Origin of the sequence: Bacillus sp. ISL-55 (genome assembly GCF_018613155.1) — a bacterium.
Lineage (GTDB): Bacteria > Bacillota > Bacilli > Bacillales > Cytobacillaceae > Mesobacillus.
On sequence record NZ_JAGGQU010000007.1, the window covers coordinates 25,521 to 42,401 of the forward strand.

The following is a 16,881-nucleotide window of genomic DNA, read 5'->3' on the forward strand; positions in this document are numbered from 1 at the left end:
GGATCTATTTAGAGAACAACTGTACAATTCTGCTGCCAAATGGCAAAGTGACTAGTTCCTCTTCAGTCAAAGCCCTGGTTCTTATCAAAATAAAAAAGTAAACAAGTGCTCCCAGGGCTACTGAGCTTAATGCCTGGAATACAGCTCCGAGCCTGTCTGGTTCAATATATCCATATCCGAATTCCGTTATAAGTATAAATAATCGCAAAACGACGGCCATCACTGCCGAGGAAAACAATATTTTCGCTATAAAGACAAGCGATAGAACAGGCTGCCCCAGCTCACGCCTTAGTTTATAGATCAGGATAAACATGACGGCCAGCATCGCAGCCAATGTGGCAATAGCTGCCCCCATTGTTCCAGCAATAGGGATGAGCAATAGATTTAATATGTATTTCAATCCAAATCCGGCAAGAATGACCGCCGCCGGAAAAATGGACCTATCAAGCCCCTGTAAAATGCTCATGATCGTCAGGATGACAGAACCAAATAAAATCATCAAGCTGAGCACTCCAAGAACATCGGATCCATTTGCATTTTCAAACAGCATAATATTCACCGGAACGATGATGCTGTATAAGCCTACCGCCGCCGCAGCGCCGAAAATCAGGCTTGTCTGAAGCGCAAGCCTGACTTTGGGAAGGACTTTTTCCCGCCGATTGCTTGATTTGTCACCAGAAATCGCGGGTACAAGGCTTAATGACATCGAGGTGGCGACTACGGTTCCAAGCTGGATCAACGGCTGCCCCCGGTCAAAAATGCCTTTTGCCGATTTTGCTTCCTCTGCAGTCAGTCCCGTTGCCAGCAAAGAGGCATACATATTCAACGAATCTGCCAACTGAAGCAATATTAGCAGCATCCCACTGATGCTTATTGCAAATCCCTGAATGATCAGTGCTTTAACGACCCAGGCTGCGTCCATGAATAGATCCCTTATCTGAAAACGGGTGAAGGGATTAGCTCCACCTTTTTTCAGATAGAAAAAGCCCAGAATTAAAACGGAACTGACTCCGCCGGTTATTGACCCGAACACAGCACCTGCACCAGTGATATAAAGAGAGAAGCCTTGCTGTACCAGGACCGCTGACAGGATCAGAATGGTCGAAACACGGATGAATTGTTCCGAAACCTGGGATATCGCAGTCGGAACCATGTTTCCCTTTCCCTGGAAGTATCCCCTGAACACAGAGGTGAACGGGAAGATCAGGAATGGCACAGAGACGACCTTGAATAAAGGCTTGAGTTCAGGGTCACCAATTTTTTCGGCAATCCACCCTGACCCAAAAAAGAAAAACATAAAGAACAGTAGTCCAACCATGCTGAGGAAAACAAGTGAAATAGCCAAAAGCCTATCCGCCCTGCCAGTATTCCCTGCAGCCTGCTGCTCCGTATAAAGCTTGGAGATCACAACCGGAAATCCATATGTAGATAAAACCATGACAATCCCAAAAAAGGGATAAACCTGCTGATAAATATAAAAACCAATGTCCCCGACAATATTTTGAAACGGGACACGGTAAACGGCGCTTAGAATTTTTGTAACGAGGGCTGCCATCGTCAGGATCATGGCTCCCTTCATCAGTTCCTTTGAATCTGCAACGGGCTTCATCGCCCATCTCCTTCCAATTTTTCATTTTCAACCGTATTATATCACATGGGTAAAAGCATCTGCCGCAAGTGAAACAGGCAACATCAATTTGTTAGATGGATGTAACAAAGCTGTTCCCATTACAAAATTAATGATATTTCAGATGCCTGCACACCAGGAGGAGATAGCCTTCCTAAACACGAAAAGAGGCAGCTTTGTCAGCTGCCCTTTTGAGTAAGATTATAAATCGGTAAAAATCAGGAATCTTGATTATTGCTCCATCTGTCTTGCCAGGAAGCCTGCAGCTGTTTCGACAGCTTTTTGTTCCACGTCACCCAATGATCCTTCTTTAGAGAAGATAATTACTGCCCCGATTGGATCTCCGTTTGCAATGATTGGCCCGATTGTATAAGCAGATGCAGGCTCTTCGTTCCCCTCAACAAGCGAAATGTTAGTCTGCTGGTTCACAAGGGACGAAGTACGGTCTTCCATTGTCTTTTCAACCATTTCACTAATGTTTTTATTCAAGTAGTCCTTCTTGGAACCTCCAGCCAATGCGATATAAGTATCTCTATCGCAAATCAATACCGGATTGCCTAAGCTGTCATATAGCGCTTCTGCATACTCCTTCGCAAAATCGCTCAGCTCACTGATTGGTGAATACTTCTTTAAAATGACTTCACCATCACGATCCACAAAGATTTCGAGTGGATCTCCTTCACGAATACGAAGTGTTCTTCTAATTTCTTTAGGAATTACGACACGACCTAAATCATCGATTCGACGAACAATACCAGTTGCTTTCATCCAACGTTGCCTCACTTTCATCTGATGATTATTTTTTTAGATAAGGTTGTTTTCGTATTAATAGTTGTTTTTCGGAAATAATCCTTTTGTCGAAGGTTTATGAAATGCACCTTCGATAATGATATTGCCTTTATTAATCAACCTTACCAAGATTTGAACTTAGTATCTTTCATATGGAAAGTTCTATACACTTCTCATTATTATTTTCTTTGAAGTGATAAAGGTGCCAAAAACGGATAAACCTTCCAGCTAATAATTGCGTACACACAAAAATTACCCTTGTCTATCTTTTTTGAAACACCTTAATATTTTACATTTAGATTACAAATTATTTCCAAATGGTTACGATACTGTATTTTCCTGCTCTTTTTGGGAGTCATGAAGTCCCTTAATCATCTCGAAAGTAATGTCGAACCAGCGGTCGTTAGTCATGCCTTTCGTATGGACGACCATTTTCAGTTTTTTGCCATCCATTCCAAGTCCAACTGCATTCCTATATTGGCTGCTCAGCTTAAATACCTTCTGTCCATCAATTCTGCTGCTGCCATCCTCTGTTAAAAGAATCGTTACATCCTGCTTAGCCTGTTTGATTGTTTCCACACCTGCGGTGATTGCATACACCTTAAGTTCCGCTACCTTGAATAGGGTATCCACTTCTGCTGGGTAATCCCCGAACCTGTCTGTAATTTCTTCTTTCAATTCATCGATATCCTTCAATGTCTCTATACCACGGAAACGCTTATACATCTCGATTTTCTGGTGTCCATCAGAGATGTAGCTATCAGGGATATAGGCATCAAGTTCAAGATCGATTTCAATCGATGGCTTACGCACTTGATCCTTCTCAGGCTTGCGTTCCTCAATTGCTTCCTTGAGCATCTGTGAATACAGATCAAAACCGACTGAGTCGATAAAGCCATGCTGCTGGGCACCGAGCAAATTACCAGCACCACGGATTGACAGGTCCCGCATCGCGATTTTAAAACCAGAGCCCAGCTCAGTGAATTCTTTAATTGCCTGCAGGCGTTTTTCCGCAACCTCAGTCAGAATCTTATCTTTTCGGTATGTGAAGTAGGCGTAGGCCACCCTGTTCGAGCGTCCAACACGTCCCCTTAGCTGATAAAGCTGGGAAAGACCCATTTTATCTGCATCGTAAACAATCAGTGTATTTACATTCGGAATATCCACACCTGTCTCAATGATTGTTGTGCTGACCAGGACATCATATTCTCCTTCAAGGAAACCAAGCATGACAGATTCCAATTCATTTTCGGTCATGCGGCCGTGTGCAAAAGTGACACGTGCATCAGGCACAAGCATGGAAATCTCTTCAGACTTCCGTTCGATATCCTCAACCCGGTTATAAAGGAAGTATACTTGTCCGTTCCTGGCAAGCTCTCGCTCAATAGACTCGCGGACAAGTCCCCCGTTATATTCCATGACATATGTCTGGACAGGAAACCTGTTCTCAGGCGGAGTTTCGATGACTGATAAATCCCTGACGCCTAGCATCGACATGTGCAGCGTCCTTGGAATTGGCGTCGCCGTCAAAGTCAGGACATCTACATTTGTCTTAAGCTGCTTGATTTTTTCCTTATGCGTTACCCCAAAGCGTTGTTCTTCATCGATGATCAGCAGGCCAAGGTCGCTGTAGGTGATTTCCTTTGATAACAGCCTGTGGGTTCCAACAACAATATCAACACTTCCAGCCTTCAGTCCCTTGATCGTCTCTGTTTGCTGCTTGCGGGTACGGAACCTGCTCAACAGACCAATGTTAATCGGGAAGTCCTGAAACCTTTCCCTTAGGGTCTCATAGTGCTGCTGCGCAAGGATCGTCGTTGGCACAAGGAAGGCTACCTGCTTTCCATCAGCAATCGCCTTGAAGGCAGCCCTGATTGCAACCTCTGTTTTACCATAGCCGACATCTCCGCACAGCAGGCGATCCATCGGGCGCTCACGTTCCATATCAAGCTTGATTTCATGGATTGACCGAACCTGGTCTTCCGTTTCCTGATATGGGAACGAAGATTCAAAGTCGCGCTGCATCTCGCCATCGGGAGAGAAAGCGTGCCCGATGCTTGCCTCACGTTCTGCGTATAGCTTGATCAAATCATCCGCAATATCCTGGACAGAGGATTGAACCTTGCTCTTGACACGCTTCCAATCACTGCCGCCGAGCTTATAGACTTTAGGTTCTTTGCCTTCCGATCCGACGTACTTCTGAACAAGATCAATCTGCTCGACCGGGACGTACAGCTTATCCGTTCCCTGATAGCGGATATGCAGATAATCCTTGTGGACACCATTGATCACGAGCGTTTCGATGCCCAGGTATTTTCCGATCCCGTGGTTGACATGGACGACATAATCGCCAATTTTAAGCTCGGAATAACTCTTGATTCGCTCTGCATTAGAAAGCTTTTGTCTTCTCGCAGGCTTCTTTGTTTTTTTATTGAAGAGTTCCTCTTCCGTAATCACAGCGATCTTCTGAATTGGGAATTCAAAGCCCGTATTCAGGCTGCCCTGGATAATCTGAACTTTTCCCGGCAGCAATTCCTGCTTGCCATTCATTTTTACTGCATCGATTTCATAGTCTTCAAGAACCCGCTCGAGCTTTTTGACTCTTTCGGCGTCCGGCCCAAGGAAAATAACCGCATAGTTTCCTTTGCGCCAGCGATCGACTTCACCTTTTAGCACATGCATCTGACCATGGAAATTCTGCATCTGCTTGCATGAAATATTGATGATGTTTTGCGGACTCGTGTTTGGAACATGCCTTAAAAATAACGAGAGATACACAATTGGTTTTCCTGCTTTACTCATCAAGTCAGGCAGCTGGTGTGAAATCTTCAGGTCATGGATAATTTGCCCTTCACCGAGGAGACTCGTGTACCATTCCGCCTCTTCCTTGCTAAGAGACTCATTCATCTCCTGAACCCTGCTTATTTCGTCGACGAACAGGAAACCATTAGACGGCAAGTAATCTATTAAACTTTGAGGCTTTTCGTACGCTATGGATAAGTACTTGAAAACTTGATCAGGTTTTTGGCCATTTCGGAGCTGTTCCAATTCATAGCCAATGTTTTGTGACATCAGTGTTTTCGCTTTATTATCCTTAAGCTTCTTCAAACTGCCTGAGAGCCCGGTTTCCAGCCCTGTAATCAGGCGGTCCAGCTGTTCATTTTCGATTGGGTTTTCTGTAGCCGGCCCAATTGCTACTGTCTTCATTTTTTCCTTCGAGCGCTGGTCCTCAAGAGAGAAAGTCCGGATTGAGTCAACCTCTGCATCAAACAGCTCAATCCTGATTGGATCTGTCGATGTCAGCGGGTAAATGTCGATAATTCCGCCGCGGAGGCTGAATTCACCAGGAGCTGAAACCATTTCTGCCCTGACATAGCCCATGCTGACAAACCGGTTAAGAACAGATTCGAGATCAATCTCTTCACCAAGCTTGAATGTCATCTGGAATTTTGACCATAAATCCTTTGGCGGCAGCATCTTCCTAAGGCCAGCCATCGGGACAATCACAATACCTGTCTTCTTTTTGCTCCAATGATTCAGAGCCTCTATCCTCTGTGCCTTCAGCTCGGGGCTTGAAATACTTATTTCAGCGGCAATCAATTCATTTGCCGGGTAAAGGTAAACATCATTTTCCCCTATTAAATTAACAAGATCATCATATAGTTTTTGTGCTTGCAATAAATTATGTGTGACAATCAGGACGGGGCGCTTCGTCTGTTCGTAAATCGCGGCTAGAAAGACCGTCCTCGCCGAACCAGACAGGCCTGCGACGAGCTGTTCCCTAAGCCCCGCATCCATTCCGGATATAACAGATTGGACATCATCCTGATGACTAAATAGAGCTTTCAGCCCCTGCATCCAAACCTCTCCCTCTCTATAAAAAATGCTAATCTTTACTTTTAAAAAACTCTTTTCTCAAACTTTGTTGCTATTGTTCACAAAATTAAAAAATATTAAGAGAAAAGAGCTTGCACACTTAATACCGAACTGCAAAATAGATTTTTTTACGTTAAAATCGACTTTAGGATTTTAACAACAATCTTTACGAAAACAGCATTTAATAATGATGCCAATATACAAACAGAAAAATGCTTTGGATGAGGAATCCAAAGCTTGTCAGTGAATTAGGTAGTCATGCTGGTGGTAGTCTGGGTTGCGTTCCAGGGCTTCTTGACAGTCTTCACAGATTGATTTTATATTGATATCACCATTACCTGCGTAAGAAACCATCTCCAGGCGCTCTTCCTCGGTCAGCTTATGCAGCCCTAAACTTTCACTGTGGACAGACAAACTGTCCAGTGAGCCCATCTTCGTGCCGCAATGACGGCAATGATAATGTATAGCCATGCCCGTCCCTCCCAAATTAAGTCATTATCATTATTGACCCTTTGGCAGGAACTTATGCACTTAGCCTATTGTATGATTCTTTTTTTACATTATATTACTTGATCAAAAGATTGGCATGTTTAATTCGCCATCTTTAATAAAATCTTCTATTGATTAAATGTATTCATAACTTCTAAGAAAGGCTTTTTCATCCATTCTTCACAAGCATCTGCAGACTTCATTACAGCTTCAGCCATCTGTTCGTTTTCTTCCGCTGTAAAACGTCCAAGAACCCAATCCGTGATCGCCATTCCATTTGTAGGCCGGCTGATGCCTACCCTGATTCGCTTGAATTCCTGTGTTCCAGTATGGGCAATCGTCGACTTTATTCCATTATGGCCGCCTGCGCTGCCTTTTTGCCGCAATCGGATCCTGCCAGTCGGCATATCGAGGTCATCATAGATCACGACTAGATCCTCCACATCGATATCGTAAAAATCCATGACGGCCCTGATGGATTCACCAGAAAGGTTCATATAGGTTAAAGGTTTAAGCAGGATTACTTTTTCGCCGTCAACAAATCCCTTTCCATATAAGCCTTTATGTTTTGCCTGATCTAATGGGATATTCCACCGTTTGGATAACTCATCAATAACTTCAAAGCCGATATTGTGCCTTGTTTTATCATATTGTCTTCCTGGATTCCCAAGTCCAACAAATAACTTCACTTTCCACACCCCTAACCAAACGCATATCATCTCTTCTAATCGCTAATTCCCCTTGATTCAGGGAAGCCAGAAAAAATTTCTATTTCTAATGTACACGAAAACCGCAAAAGACGTAACCCTTTTCAGGCTACGTCTATTGCTGCTTTATTCTCCGCTCGCTTCAGTTTCTCTTCCTTCTTCATTTTCAGGCTCTCCTGGTTCTTGTTCTTCTCCAGAATTGATTTCTTCTTCCACTTTAGGAGGAAGGATTGAAACGACGACCGTGTTTTCGTCATCATTGATTTCGTAACTTCCTGTTTTGATATCTGCAAGTGTCAGGTTTTCATTCACTTGCAGGTTTGTGATATCTACATCAATTGACTCGGGGATATTGCCTGGAGTCGATGTAATGTTCACTTCGTGGATCGGCTGCTGAAGTACGCCGCCATCCTTGACACCTGCAGCATCGCCGACGAGGTTTACTCGGACGCTTGCATGTACCTTCGAGCTTTTATCGACAACAAGGAAATCAGCATGGAGAATCTCTTTCTTGATGTGATCTTCCTGATAATCTGTCAGCATGACGCTATGCTGGCTACCGCCCAAATCAAGAGAAATGACGCCATTTCGCCCATTTTCGCGGATAGTCTTCACAAACTCAATGCTGTCTACATAAATCGACTTACTATCGGTAGTCCTCCCATAGACAACTGCTGGAATATTGCCCTCCTGGCGTAATTTCCTCAAAGTAGAACGTTGAGTACCTGTGCGCTCATTTGCTTTCAATACTGCACTCATGATTTTTATCCCCTTCCTATTTCGTAAGTACTTGTCTATATAAAAAATGCCCCAAAACAGGAAGGTCTAAACGTTTTACTTTTTTTAGAGGCTCTATTAAACATGGCCGTTAGCGTTTCATTCCAGGCACTTTCACTCTCCGTGGGAAACTGCTATAAATTCTTGACAGCTTTGACCCGGGGTCCTTGAAACCTGTCACAATAATGAGCTTTTCTTGACAGCTTTGACCCTGTTTCCTTGAAACCTGTCACAATAATGAGCTTTTTTTGACAGCTTTGACCCCGTTTCCTTGAAACCTGTCACAATAACCAGCTTTTCTTGACAGCTTTGGCCCGGTTTCCTTGAAACCTGTCACAATTACGAGCTTTTCTTGACAGCTTTGACCCCGTTTCCTTGAAACCTGTCACAATAAACAGCTTTTCTTGACAGCTTTGGCCCTGTTTCCTTGAAACCTGTCACAATAATGAGCTTTTTTTGACAGCTTCGACCCTGTTTCCTTGAAACCTGTCACAATAATGAGCTTTTTTTGACAGCTTTGACCCCGTTTCCTTGAAACCTGTCACAATAAACACCTTTTCTTGACAGCTTTGGCCCTGTTTCCTTGAAACCTGTCACAATTACGAGCTTTTCTTGACAGCTTTGGCCCTGTTTTCTTGAAACCTGTCACAATAAACACCTTTTCTTGACAGCTTTGGCCCTGTTTCCTTGAAACCTGTCACAATTACCAGCTTTTCTTGACAGCTTTGGCCTCGTATCCTCAAAACCTGTCACAATAACCAGCTTTTCTTGACAGCTTTGGTCCTTTTTTCTTGAAACCTGTCACGATAACTAGCTTTTTTTGACAGCTTTGGCCCGGTATCCATGAAACCTGTCACAATAACGCTTTCAGATGGCATGAAAAAAGTGCAAGCGCCTTGACCAGCCCAGGCAGGCCGTATGTAAAAGCAATCAGAAACAAGAGTAGGCTTGCCGCTTGGCAAGCCTGAATTCTCTTATAAAATCAATCAAACAAAGTGCTGACAGACTGCTCTTCGTGGACGCGGATAATCGCTTCCCCAATCAATGGAGCAACAGACAGCTGATGGATTTTTTCAACGCGCTTTTCTTCTGCAAGCGCGATTGAGTTTGTCACAACCAGTTCTTTAATCTTGGAGTTTTCGATACGCTCAATTGCAGGACCTGATAATACAGGGTGTGTACAGCAAGCGTATACTTCAAGTGCTCCATTTTCAACTAATGCATTCGCAGCCAATGTAATCGTACCAGCTGTATCAATGATATCGTCAATCAAGATTGCAATCTTGCCTTCGATATTACCAACGATATTCATGACTTCTGCAACATTCGGCTTCGGACGGCGCTTATCAATGATGGCGATTGGCGCTTTCAGTCTTTCAGCCATCTTTCTTGCACGAGTAACACCGCCATGGTCTGGGGATACGATGACGACATCTCCATTCAGTTCCTTGCTGTTAAAGTGGTCAGCAAGGATTGGCACGCCCATCAAGTGATCGATTGGAATATCAAAGAATCCCTGGATTTGCGGAGCGTGCAGGTCAAGCGTGATCACGCGAGTTGCGCCCGCCGTCTCGAGCAGGTTCGCCACAAGCTTCGCAGTGATTGGCTCACGAGCGCGTGCTTTACGGTCCTGTCTTGCATATCCGTAATAAGGCATAACAATATTGATTGTTTTAGCTGATGCACGCTTCAAGGCATCAATCATGATCAACAATTCCATGATGTTCTCATTTACTGGAGAGCTAGTTGACTGGATGACATATACATCGCAGCCACGGATGCTTTCTTCAATGTTGATCTGGATTTCTCCGTCGCTGAACTGGGATACAGAGCATTTACCTAGCTCTACCCCAATTACTTTCGCAATTTCCTGTGCAAGTTCAACATTTGAGTTAAGTGAAAAAACCTTCAAATTTGGGTCAAGATACTGGTTTGACATTATGGACCTCCAAGACTCTTATTTCTTTACGTTCATTTTCCCTACATAATCTTCTTTGTTGACTTGACGAGCACGCGCAAGCGCTAGTGCTTCACCTGGAACATCTTCAGTGATCGTGGAACCAGCTGCTACATAAGCACCTTTCCCAATCGTCACTGGTGCAACAAGATTGGAATTACAGCCAATGAATACGCCATCTTCAATCTTGGTCAAAAACTTGTTTTTGCCATCATAATTCACTGTGATTGAGCCGCAGCCGATATTCACATCAGCACCGACTTCTGCGTCACCGATATAGCTAAGGTGTGAAGCTTTGCTTCCTTTGCCGAATACCGCTTTCTTAATTTCGACAAAATTGCCGATTTTCACTTCATCATCGATATCAGAATCTGGCCTGATATGCGCGAAAGGTCCGATATTGACTTCGGAGCCAATTTTGCTGTCAAAGGCAGCTGATTGGCGGATAACTGTATTGTTTCCAATTTGGCAGTTGCTGATTTCAGTATTAGGTCCAATCTGGCATTCAGAGCCGATGACGGTGCTGCCAGATAGTGTCGTACCCGGGAAAATAACCGTATCCTGTCCAACCTTCACATCAGGTCCAATATACGTGTTATCAGGATCTATAAGCGATACGCCATTGCGCATATGATATTCGTTAATCCGCTTTTTCATCGTGCGTTCGGCTTCAGCAAGAGCAACCCGGTCATTGACACCAAGCGTCTCCGCGAAGTTATCAGTCACATAGGCAGATACGATTTCGCCCTGATTTTTCAGGATCTCGATGACATCCGGAAGATAGTATTCTCCCTGAACATTATCGTTTGATACATTCTGGATCGCCTCGAATAACATTTTGTTGTCGAAACAATATGTACCAGTGTTGATTTCATTGATGCTTCTTTCCTGCTCGCTGGCATCCTTATGCTCGACGATTTTTTCAACAAAACCTTCCGCATTCCTGACAATCCTGCCATAGCCTGTTGGATTCTCAGCCCTCGCAGTCAGGATGGTTGCTTTGGCGTTTGTCTCTTCATGGTGCTTGAAAAGAGCTTCCATTGTTTCACCCTTGATCAGCGGAGTATCACCGCAGACCACGATTGTGACTCCCTCTTTGTCTGCAAGCATGTCCCCTGCCTGCTGTACAGCATGAGCAGTTCCGAGCTGTTCTGCCTGAAGGGCATACTGGCTATCCTCACCGAGCTGATCCTTTACTTTTTCTGCTCCATGACCGACAATGGTCACGATTTCGTTTATATCAAGACTTTTCACCTGGTCAATTACATGCTGTACCATTGGCTTTCCGCATACAGGGTGAAGAACTTTATACAATTTAGACTTCATTCTTGTTCCCTGACCGGCAGCTAAAATGATTGCATAACGATTAGACATTAGCAGGCCTCCAATTTACCTTTTTATCCATTACGAATATATCTTAAATAGCCGTCCATTTCAAGAATAGATGAACAAGTACAATTATTTGTCAGTTTAGGGGGGAAGGTATACTTCGAAAAAATAGGGAAATTTTCATCATAATAGGTTTAACCGAGGGATAAGCTGGGGAAATAAAAAAGAGCCTTACTTATGCAGCAGGCTCTTGATGTTATACACTTATATTCTAGGAAGCGCCAGCTTCTTCGAATTCAACTTCCAATTCACCTAAACGGTGGTACTCTGCCAATACAGCATCCTGGATCTTTCCGCGTGTACCCGAATTGATCGGATGCGCGATATCACGGAACTCGCCATCAGGAGTGCGTTTACTTGGCATTGCAACAAATAGGCCGTTGTTTCCATCAATCACCCTGATATCATGGACAACAAACTCGTTGTCAAGCGTGATGGAAGCGATCGCTCTCATCCGTCCATCTGTATTAACGCGGCGTAATCTTACGTCAGTTACTTCCATTCTGTTCACCACCTTTACAAATAGATAAAATTCTAGTTAAATAATTCCACGTTGAAATCAAATCTCCTTCTTTTACAAGAAAATTTTTTCGAAAAAATAGGGCGAATTTATGAACATTTCCATTTCGAAAGCCTTTTCATGAATAAAAAACCTTTAAAATAGGCTTTTTTGGCTATTGACGCGTAAAAAAAGATTTCCTACAAAGTTATTATTTTTTATTTCTTTTTGAGATCTTATTATAGAAAAAACATTTATTTTAAAAGGTGTTTCCCCTTCTTGTGACTGAAACTCCTGTTCCATTCCTTTTTCGTGCACATAGACTCCTTTTGTAAACCCTTTTCCTTCCCAAACAATATCTCATGCTTTTTGAACATAAAAAAAACGCCCGTTTATTTAACGAGCGCTACTACTTCGATTTCCACCAGGGCATCCTTTGGCAGTCTTGCCACTTCTACTGTTGAGCGAGCTGGCTTATGCACACTGAAATACTCTGCATATACTTCATTCAACTGAGCGAATTCATCCATATTTTTGATGAAGACAGTTGCTTTTACGACTGTTTCAAGTGAAGCACCTGCAGCCTCAAGTACTGCTTTCAAGTTTTTGAATACCTGATGCGTCTGGGCCTGGATGTCCCATTCGACCATGACACCCTCTGGAGTCAATGGAATCTGGCCAGAGCTGTAGAAGAGATTGTTCACAACCACCCCTTGCGAATATGGGCCGATTGCTGCAGGCGCGTTTGAAGTTTGTACAATATTCATATTGTCACCTCGTCAATTTGTTATATGAACAACTATTCTCTGCGTGCGAAGTAATTTCCTTCACTCACGGTAATATTTCGTTCTTTTACATCTACATCTGAAAGGCGGACGAGTGAAAGATACTCATCGACAAGCCTTTCTTCAATATTCTCCGATTCAACCAGAACCGCTATTCCCGCTAACTTAGCATTAAACTCTTCAAGCAGGTTGATCATGCCATTAACGGTACCGCCTGCTTTCATGAAGTCATCGACAATCAGAACCTTCGAACCCTCTGCTAGACTGCGCTTTGACAGCACCATCGTCTGAATTCTTTTTGAAGAGCCTGAAACATAGTTTATGCTTACAGTCGACCCTTCAGTTACTTTGCTATCCCTTCTGACAATCACAACAGGTACATTCAATTGGCTTGCGACTGCATACGCAATTGGTATTCCTTTTGTCGCCACGGTCATGACAACCTCAATATCCTTTTCAGCAAAAGCAGAAGCGAGCAGCCTCCCCACTTCCTGCACAATCGCTGGATTTCCGAGGATATCGTTCATGAAAAGGTAGCCGCCTGGCAGCAACCTGTCAGGACTTGCCATAATGGTACACAGTTCATCGATTACCTTCCTGGCTTTTTCTTCACTGACATGAACATGGAACTTGACTCCGCCGGCTGCGCCTGGCACGGTCTGCAGGACACCGATTCCCCGCTGTTCAAATGTTTCTTTGATGATTCCGAGATCTTCACTGATTGAGGACTTTGCTGAACCATACTTCTCGGCAAAATAGGTTAACGGTACCAATTGGCGCGGATGTTCCAGTAAATAAGTCGTCATATCGATCAAACGCTCGCTGCGTCGAAATTTCATTCAAGAACCTCCAAAATCCGAATATTTAAGGTTAATATACCATCAATATACGGATTTAATCAAGAGTGTGTCGCTCTCCAAGCATTCTCACTGCAAACACTTGGTCACAGAACCCTCGCAGGCCGTTATAAATGCGATGCATCCGCGAATCATGAGCCACAAGGCTAAATACTGTCGGTCCGCTTCCGCTCATCAAAACAGCGTCAGCACCAAACCTCTTCATTTGGTCTTTGATCTGCGCTACCTCAGGATAAAGCGAAAGCGTCACATCTTCCAAAACATTTCCGACACTGTTGCAGACTCCATTGAAATCTCCATTTTCAATTGCGGATATCATTTGCTTTGTAGGCGGATGCTGAACCTTCTCTACATTAAGGCGGCGATATACTTCTGCGGTCGATACACCGATAAACGGCTTCGCCAAAACAATCCAACATGTTGGCGGTGCCGGAAGTTGTTCAATAATTTCCCCTCTGCCCGTTGCAAGCGCAGTTCCTCCGTAAACACAGAAAGAAACGTCTGAACCAATTTCAGCGCCAAGCACAGCCAGCTCGTCCAATGACAGACCAAGCTTCCATAGCTTATTCAAACCTCTTAATGTTGCCGCTGCATCACTGCTGCCGCCAGCAAGACCCGCTGCCACCGGAATCGTCTTCTCAATTCCAATAATAACACCTTGCTTAACCTGGAATCTCTCCTTCAACAGATGCGCTGCCTGGTAAGCTAGATTCCGCTGATCATCCGGAACAAACCGGTTATGGGAATGGATCACAATCCTGTCTTCTTCTAGTAAACTAAGTTCAATGCGATCAGCCAAATCAATCGTCGTCATGACCATTTCCACCTCATGGTAACCGTCCGGACGTTTGTGCAAAACATCAAGTGACAAATTGATTTTTGCTGGCGCCTTCACTAAAACCTTCACAACCTCCACCTACTTTAAACGAATTCCACATTTTGTCCTATTTTACCACAAAAAGAAAATAAAAGCGCAAGCGCCTTGGTCAGCCCCGAAAAGCGCTGGAGGGCCGACCATTGAAGTCGCTCTTTGACTTCATTGGGCGGACCGAAGCGTCTCGAGGGGCTAGGCGCTGGAGCTGGACAAATAAAAGCGCAAGCGCCTTGGTCAGCCCTGAAAACTCGATGGAACTGGACAATTGCCTACTTTAAAACCATACTCTCTGAGTAAAATAAGTAAGACTCCTCTTTAATAAACATTCCTTTATTTTATCATTAGCGTAATCGCGAATACAGTAATTTCACAAAGAATTGGAATGGCAGATGATCCATGGATGTTGCCCTCGTTTTTAGGCATGCAAAAAGCCGGAGCAATAGCCCCGGCACCGCGATGGATCTGAATTTTATTGGCAACTGCAAGTAACAGCTGTGTGGCAGTCTCTAAAGAATTTTTATCTGGGTCAGCGGTTTTGGTTCGCAAGCTGCTGTTCGGCAAGCTCGATGGCTCGCTTAACCATGTTACCAGCGTCCTTGGCCTTTATGCCGCCCCATCCTTCATTCTGGACGACATCATAGAAGCCTAGCTCCTTTGCAAGCTCTTCCTTCAACCTTTCAGACATAATCCCTCTTCTTCTGCCCATTACTACCATCTCCTTTCACCACCGCGGTTACCTTAGTATTTTTGAAAGGAGGGGTTTTCATGTGCTCCTTATTTATCCTTAAATTAAGTAAATTTGGGCAAAATAAAAAGCAGCTAACCCGAGAGTTGACTGCCTGTACTGCATTGAGCCAAAAAATTAGCTCAAAGCTATTGATCCTGTTGTATCTTCAAAGAAGGTAATCTCCACTGTTTCAGTTAAAACATCTGCGTAGCTGTACGAAACACGTTCAAAAGCATTTTCATCCTGGTCAAGCTCGATGACGAAAACAGAAGGATAAGTTTCCGCTAACACGCCAGAACGTTCAATCGTCTTTCTCCGTCCTCCGTTGGCCTTTAGCATGAGTCTTTTTCCTAAGTTTGAATCAAGCGCTTTTTTGATATCCGATAATGTTTTTGGCATTCGGTCCACCTCACTGTGTAAAGTATAACACGCTGACACTAATTAGTCAAACAAAAACATAAATTATAACAGTACTTAAATTTAAAAGTCAATATATTTCGGTCTTCTTTTTCTTCTAATTTTCAACAATTTTAGCGTAGCCTTTAATGCGATAAAATATGTACTGAAATAATAAAAAACGCCGGACCGTATTTTATTCAGTCCGACGAATTTTTATTATATGGCATTCCTGTCCTTAATACTCCCTTGGTTTCAATTCCCCCAAGGCCCTTATCTCCCGTCAATGTATTTCGCAATACATCCCAAACATTTATGCGCTCCATGAATGGTGTAAAGCTGATTTTAGCAACAATATAGACTGGGTCAAGAGCATGGATATTGACTCTTGAAGGGGAACTGGCAAAATTGGCTCCAGCATGGATCAATGATTCAAAATGAGATTGGCACGCTCCAGCAAATATGACCAGCTGGTCCAGATGCGGAACTTTCCTCCTGGCCTCTCTTACTGTCTGGACAAAATGCTTAGAATGTCGATATGCATTCAGGTCGTCCATCGTTCCCTTAGACTTTGAATAAGCATCATGTCCTGTAATGACCAATATATCGGGCCGATAGTAATCAATCAGCGATCCGACTTTATCCGGCATTTCCTTTTCATTGCAATGGAATCCATAAACAGGAACTCCTACTTTCTCATATAGTGTCAGGCACTTTTTTAAATAATTTGGATCTCCATCAATATGGAGCACCTTCCCAGGCATCTGAAAGTAGTTATATGATTTGCTGTAACCTTCAGTGGCTTCATATTCCTGTTTTTGCTGCAGTAAATCTACATCCTGCCGGAATAGCTTATATGACTGTTCTTCAAGTGAGCGGAATTCCTTTGTCAGCCTCATGCGCATACTCGGATCTATTTTAATCAAATCTTCATAGGGCGCATCCGCAATCAACCGGAATTCCTCACCATATAATATCGCGATTTTTTTGCCATGTTTCTCTCTGATATCGATTACCCGGAACATAATATCGCATTGATGCGAAACCCTGCCGACGATATCCATGAGGTTAATATTCATCATCCTCACTCCAATTGCCCCGCACACAGGCTGCGCTAAGTGGTATTCTTACA

Annotated in this window: 17 protein-coding genes; 1 reads left to right on the plus strand and 16 read right to left on the minus strand. The window is 43.6% G+C overall.

Features of this window, described 5'->3' with window-relative positions:
• Positions 1-4 precede the first annotated feature (4 nt).
• The 13 genes from J7E32_RS03915 to ispE all read right to left on the minus strand — a co-directional run bounded on the left by J7E32_RS03915 (position 5) and on the right by ispE (position 14,659).
• Positions 5-1,609 carry a putative polysaccharide biosynthesis protein gene (locus tag J7E32_RS03915; RefSeq protein ID WP_214903900.1) on the minus strand — a complete coding sequence of 535 codons (1,605 nt, stop codon included), beginning with the start codon at positions 1,607-1,609 and terminating at the stop codon, positions 5-7.
• Positions 1,610-1,858: 249 nt separating this feature from the next.
• On the minus strand, positions 1,859-2,395 hold the full coding sequence (gene spoVT, locus J7E32_RS03920; protein WP_214903981.1) for a stage V sporulation protein T: 537 nt from the start codon (positions 2,393-2,395) through the stop codon (positions 1,859-1,861).
• Between the two features lie 342 nt (positions 2,396-2,737).
• Entirely contained in the window at positions 2,738-6,274 is a 3,537-nt protein-coding gene (gene mfd / locus J7E32_RS03925; RefSeq protein ID WP_214903903.1) for a transcription-repair coupling factor, read from the minus strand.
• A 258-nt stretch (positions 6,275-6,532) separates the two neighbouring features.
• Positions 6,533-6,763: an anti-sigma-F factor Fin gene (gene fin / locus J7E32_RS03930; protein WP_214903907.1), complete on the minus strand. Its 231-nt coding sequence runs from the start codon at positions 6,761-6,763 to the stop codon at positions 6,533-6,535.
• Between the two features lie 146 nt (positions 6,764-6,909).
• Positions 6,910-7,470: an aminoacyl-tRNA hydrolase gene (gene pth / locus J7E32_RS03935; protein WP_353654011.1), complete on the minus strand. Its 561-nt coding sequence runs from the start codon at positions 7,468-7,470 to the stop codon at positions 6,910-6,912.
• Between the two features lie 144 nt (positions 7,471-7,614).
• The gene (locus J7E32_RS03940; RefSeq protein WP_214903913.1) at positions 7,615-8,247 is read right to left on the minus strand and encodes a 50S ribosomal protein L25/general stress protein Ctc; all 633 of its coding nucleotides are present in this window, start codon (positions 8,245-8,247) and stop codon (positions 7,615-7,617) included.
• 1,000 nt (positions 8,248-9,247) lie between these two features.
• Entirely contained in the window at positions 9,248-10,204 is a 957-nt protein-coding gene (locus tag J7E32_RS03945) for a ribose-phosphate diphosphokinase (RefSeq protein ID WP_214903916.1), read from the minus strand.
• Between the two features lie 18 nt (positions 10,205-10,222).
• Entirely contained in the window at positions 10,223-11,596 is a 1,374-nt protein-coding gene (gene glmU, locus J7E32_RS03950; RefSeq protein WP_214903919.1) for a bifunctional UDP-N-acetylglucosamine diphosphorylase/glucosamine-1-phosphate N-acetyltransferase GlmU, read from the minus strand.
• A 226-nt stretch (positions 11,597-11,822) separates the two neighbouring features.
• Positions 11,823-12,113, minus strand: coding sequence for a septation regulator SpoVG (gene spoVG, locus J7E32_RS03955; RefSeq protein ID WP_023613316.1), 291 nt, complete (start codon positions 12,111-12,113; stop codon positions 11,823-11,825).
• A gap of 153 nt (positions 12,114-12,266) precedes the next feature.
• Entirely contained in the window at positions 12,267-12,428 is a 162-nt protein-coding gene (locus J7E32_RS03960) for a hypothetical protein (protein WP_214903922.1), read from the minus strand.
• A 74-nt stretch (positions 12,429-12,502) separates the two neighbouring features.
• Positions 12,503-12,877, minus strand: coding sequence for a RidA family protein (locus J7E32_RS03965; protein ID WP_214903925.1), 375 nt, complete (start codon positions 12,875-12,877; stop codon positions 12,503-12,505).
• A gap of 32 nt (positions 12,878-12,909) precedes the next feature.
• On the minus strand, positions 12,910-13,734 hold the full coding sequence (gene purR, locus J7E32_RS03970; protein ID WP_214903928.1) for a pur operon repressor: 825 nt from the start codon (positions 13,732-13,734) through the stop codon (positions 12,910-12,912).
• 55 nt (positions 13,735-13,789) lie between these two features.
• Positions 13,790-14,659 carry a 4-(cytidine 5'-diphospho)-2-C-methyl-D-erythritol kinase gene (gene ispE, locus J7E32_RS03975; RefSeq protein WP_041967994.1) on the minus strand — a complete coding sequence of 290 codons (870 nt, stop codon included), beginning with the start codon at positions 14,657-14,659 and terminating at the stop codon, positions 13,790-13,792.
• 110 nt (positions 14,660-14,769) lie between these two features.
• Here ispE and J7E32_RS22760 point away from each other — a divergent pair, with 110 nt between their 5' ends.
• Entirely contained in the window at positions 14,770-14,904 is a 135-nt protein-coding gene (locus J7E32_RS22760; protein WP_286182672.1) for a hypothetical protein, read from the plus strand.
• A gap of 248 nt (positions 14,905-15,152) precedes the next feature.
• On the opposite strand, the gene J7E32_RS03980 is transcribed toward J7E32_RS22760, so the two are convergent.
• The 3 genes from J7E32_RS03980 to yabG all read right to left on the minus strand — a co-directional run bounded on the left by J7E32_RS03980 (position 15,153) and on the right by yabG (position 16,828).
• Positions 15,153-15,332, minus strand: a complete 180-nt coding sequence (locus tag J7E32_RS03980) for a small, acid-soluble spore protein, alpha/beta type (protein ID WP_041967995.1) — start codon at positions 15,330-15,332, stop codon at positions 15,153-15,155.
• Positions 15,333-15,488: 156 nt separating this feature from the next.
• Positions 15,489-15,752, minus strand: a complete 264-nt coding sequence (gene veg / locus J7E32_RS03985; RefSeq protein ID WP_023613322.1) for a biofilm formation stimulator Veg — start codon at positions 15,750-15,752, stop codon at positions 15,489-15,491.
• Between the two features lie 197 nt (positions 15,753-15,949).
• Positions 15,950-16,828, minus strand: a complete 879-nt coding sequence (gene yabG, locus J7E32_RS03990; RefSeq protein WP_214903982.1) for a sporulation peptidase YabG — start codon at positions 16,826-16,828, stop codon at positions 15,950-15,952.
• Positions 16,829-16,881: the final 53 nt, after the last annotated feature.

Coding starts and splice junctions, on each gene's coding strand:
- purR (WP_214903928.1), bottom strand. CDS start 13,734: ATGAAATTTCGACGCAGCGAGCGTTTGATCGATATGACGACTTATTTA.
- yabG (WP_214903982.1), bottom strand. CDS start 16,828: ATGAATATTAACCTCATGGATATCGTCGGCAGGGTTTCGCATCAATGC.
- J7E32_RS03980 (WP_041967995.1), bottom strand. CDS start 15,332: ATGGGCAGAAGAAGAGGGATTATGTCTGAAAGGTTGAAGGAAGAGCTT.
- J7E32_RS03945 (WP_214903916.1), bottom strand. CDS start 10,204: ATGTCAAACCAGTATCTTGACCCAAATTTGAAGGTTTTTTCACTTAAC.
- mfd (WP_214903903.1), bottom strand. CDS start 6,274: ATGCAGGGGCTGAAAGCTCTATTTAGTCATCAGGATGATGTCCAATCT.
- J7E32_RS03965 (WP_214903925.1), bottom strand. CDS start 12,877: ATGAATATTGTACAAACTTCAAACGCGCCTGCAGCAATCGGCCCATAT.
- J7E32_RS03915 (WP_214903900.1), bottom strand. CDS start 1,609: ATGAAGCCCGTTGCAGATTCAAAGGAACTGATGAAGGGAGCCATGATC.
- glmU (WP_214903919.1), bottom strand. CDS start 11,596: ATGTCTAATCGTTATGCAATCATTTTAGCTGCCGGTCAGGGAACAAGA.
- spoVT (WP_214903981.1), bottom strand. CDS start 2,395: ATGAAAGCAACTGGTATTGTTCGTCGAATCGATGATTTAGGTCGTGTC.
- spoVG (WP_023613316.1), bottom strand. CDS start 12,113: ATGGAAGTAACTGACGTAAGATTACGCCGCGTTAATACAGATGGACGG.
- veg (WP_023613322.1), bottom strand. CDS start 15,752: ATGCCAAAAACATTATCGGATATCAAAAAAGCGCTTGATTCAAACTTA.
- J7E32_RS03940 (WP_214903913.1), bottom strand. CDS start 8,247: ATGAGTGCAGTATTGAAAGCAAATGAGCGCACAGGTACTCAACGTTCT.
- fin (WP_214903907.1), bottom strand. CDS start 6,763: ATGGCTATACATTATCATTGCCGTCATTGCGGCACGAAGATGGGCTCA.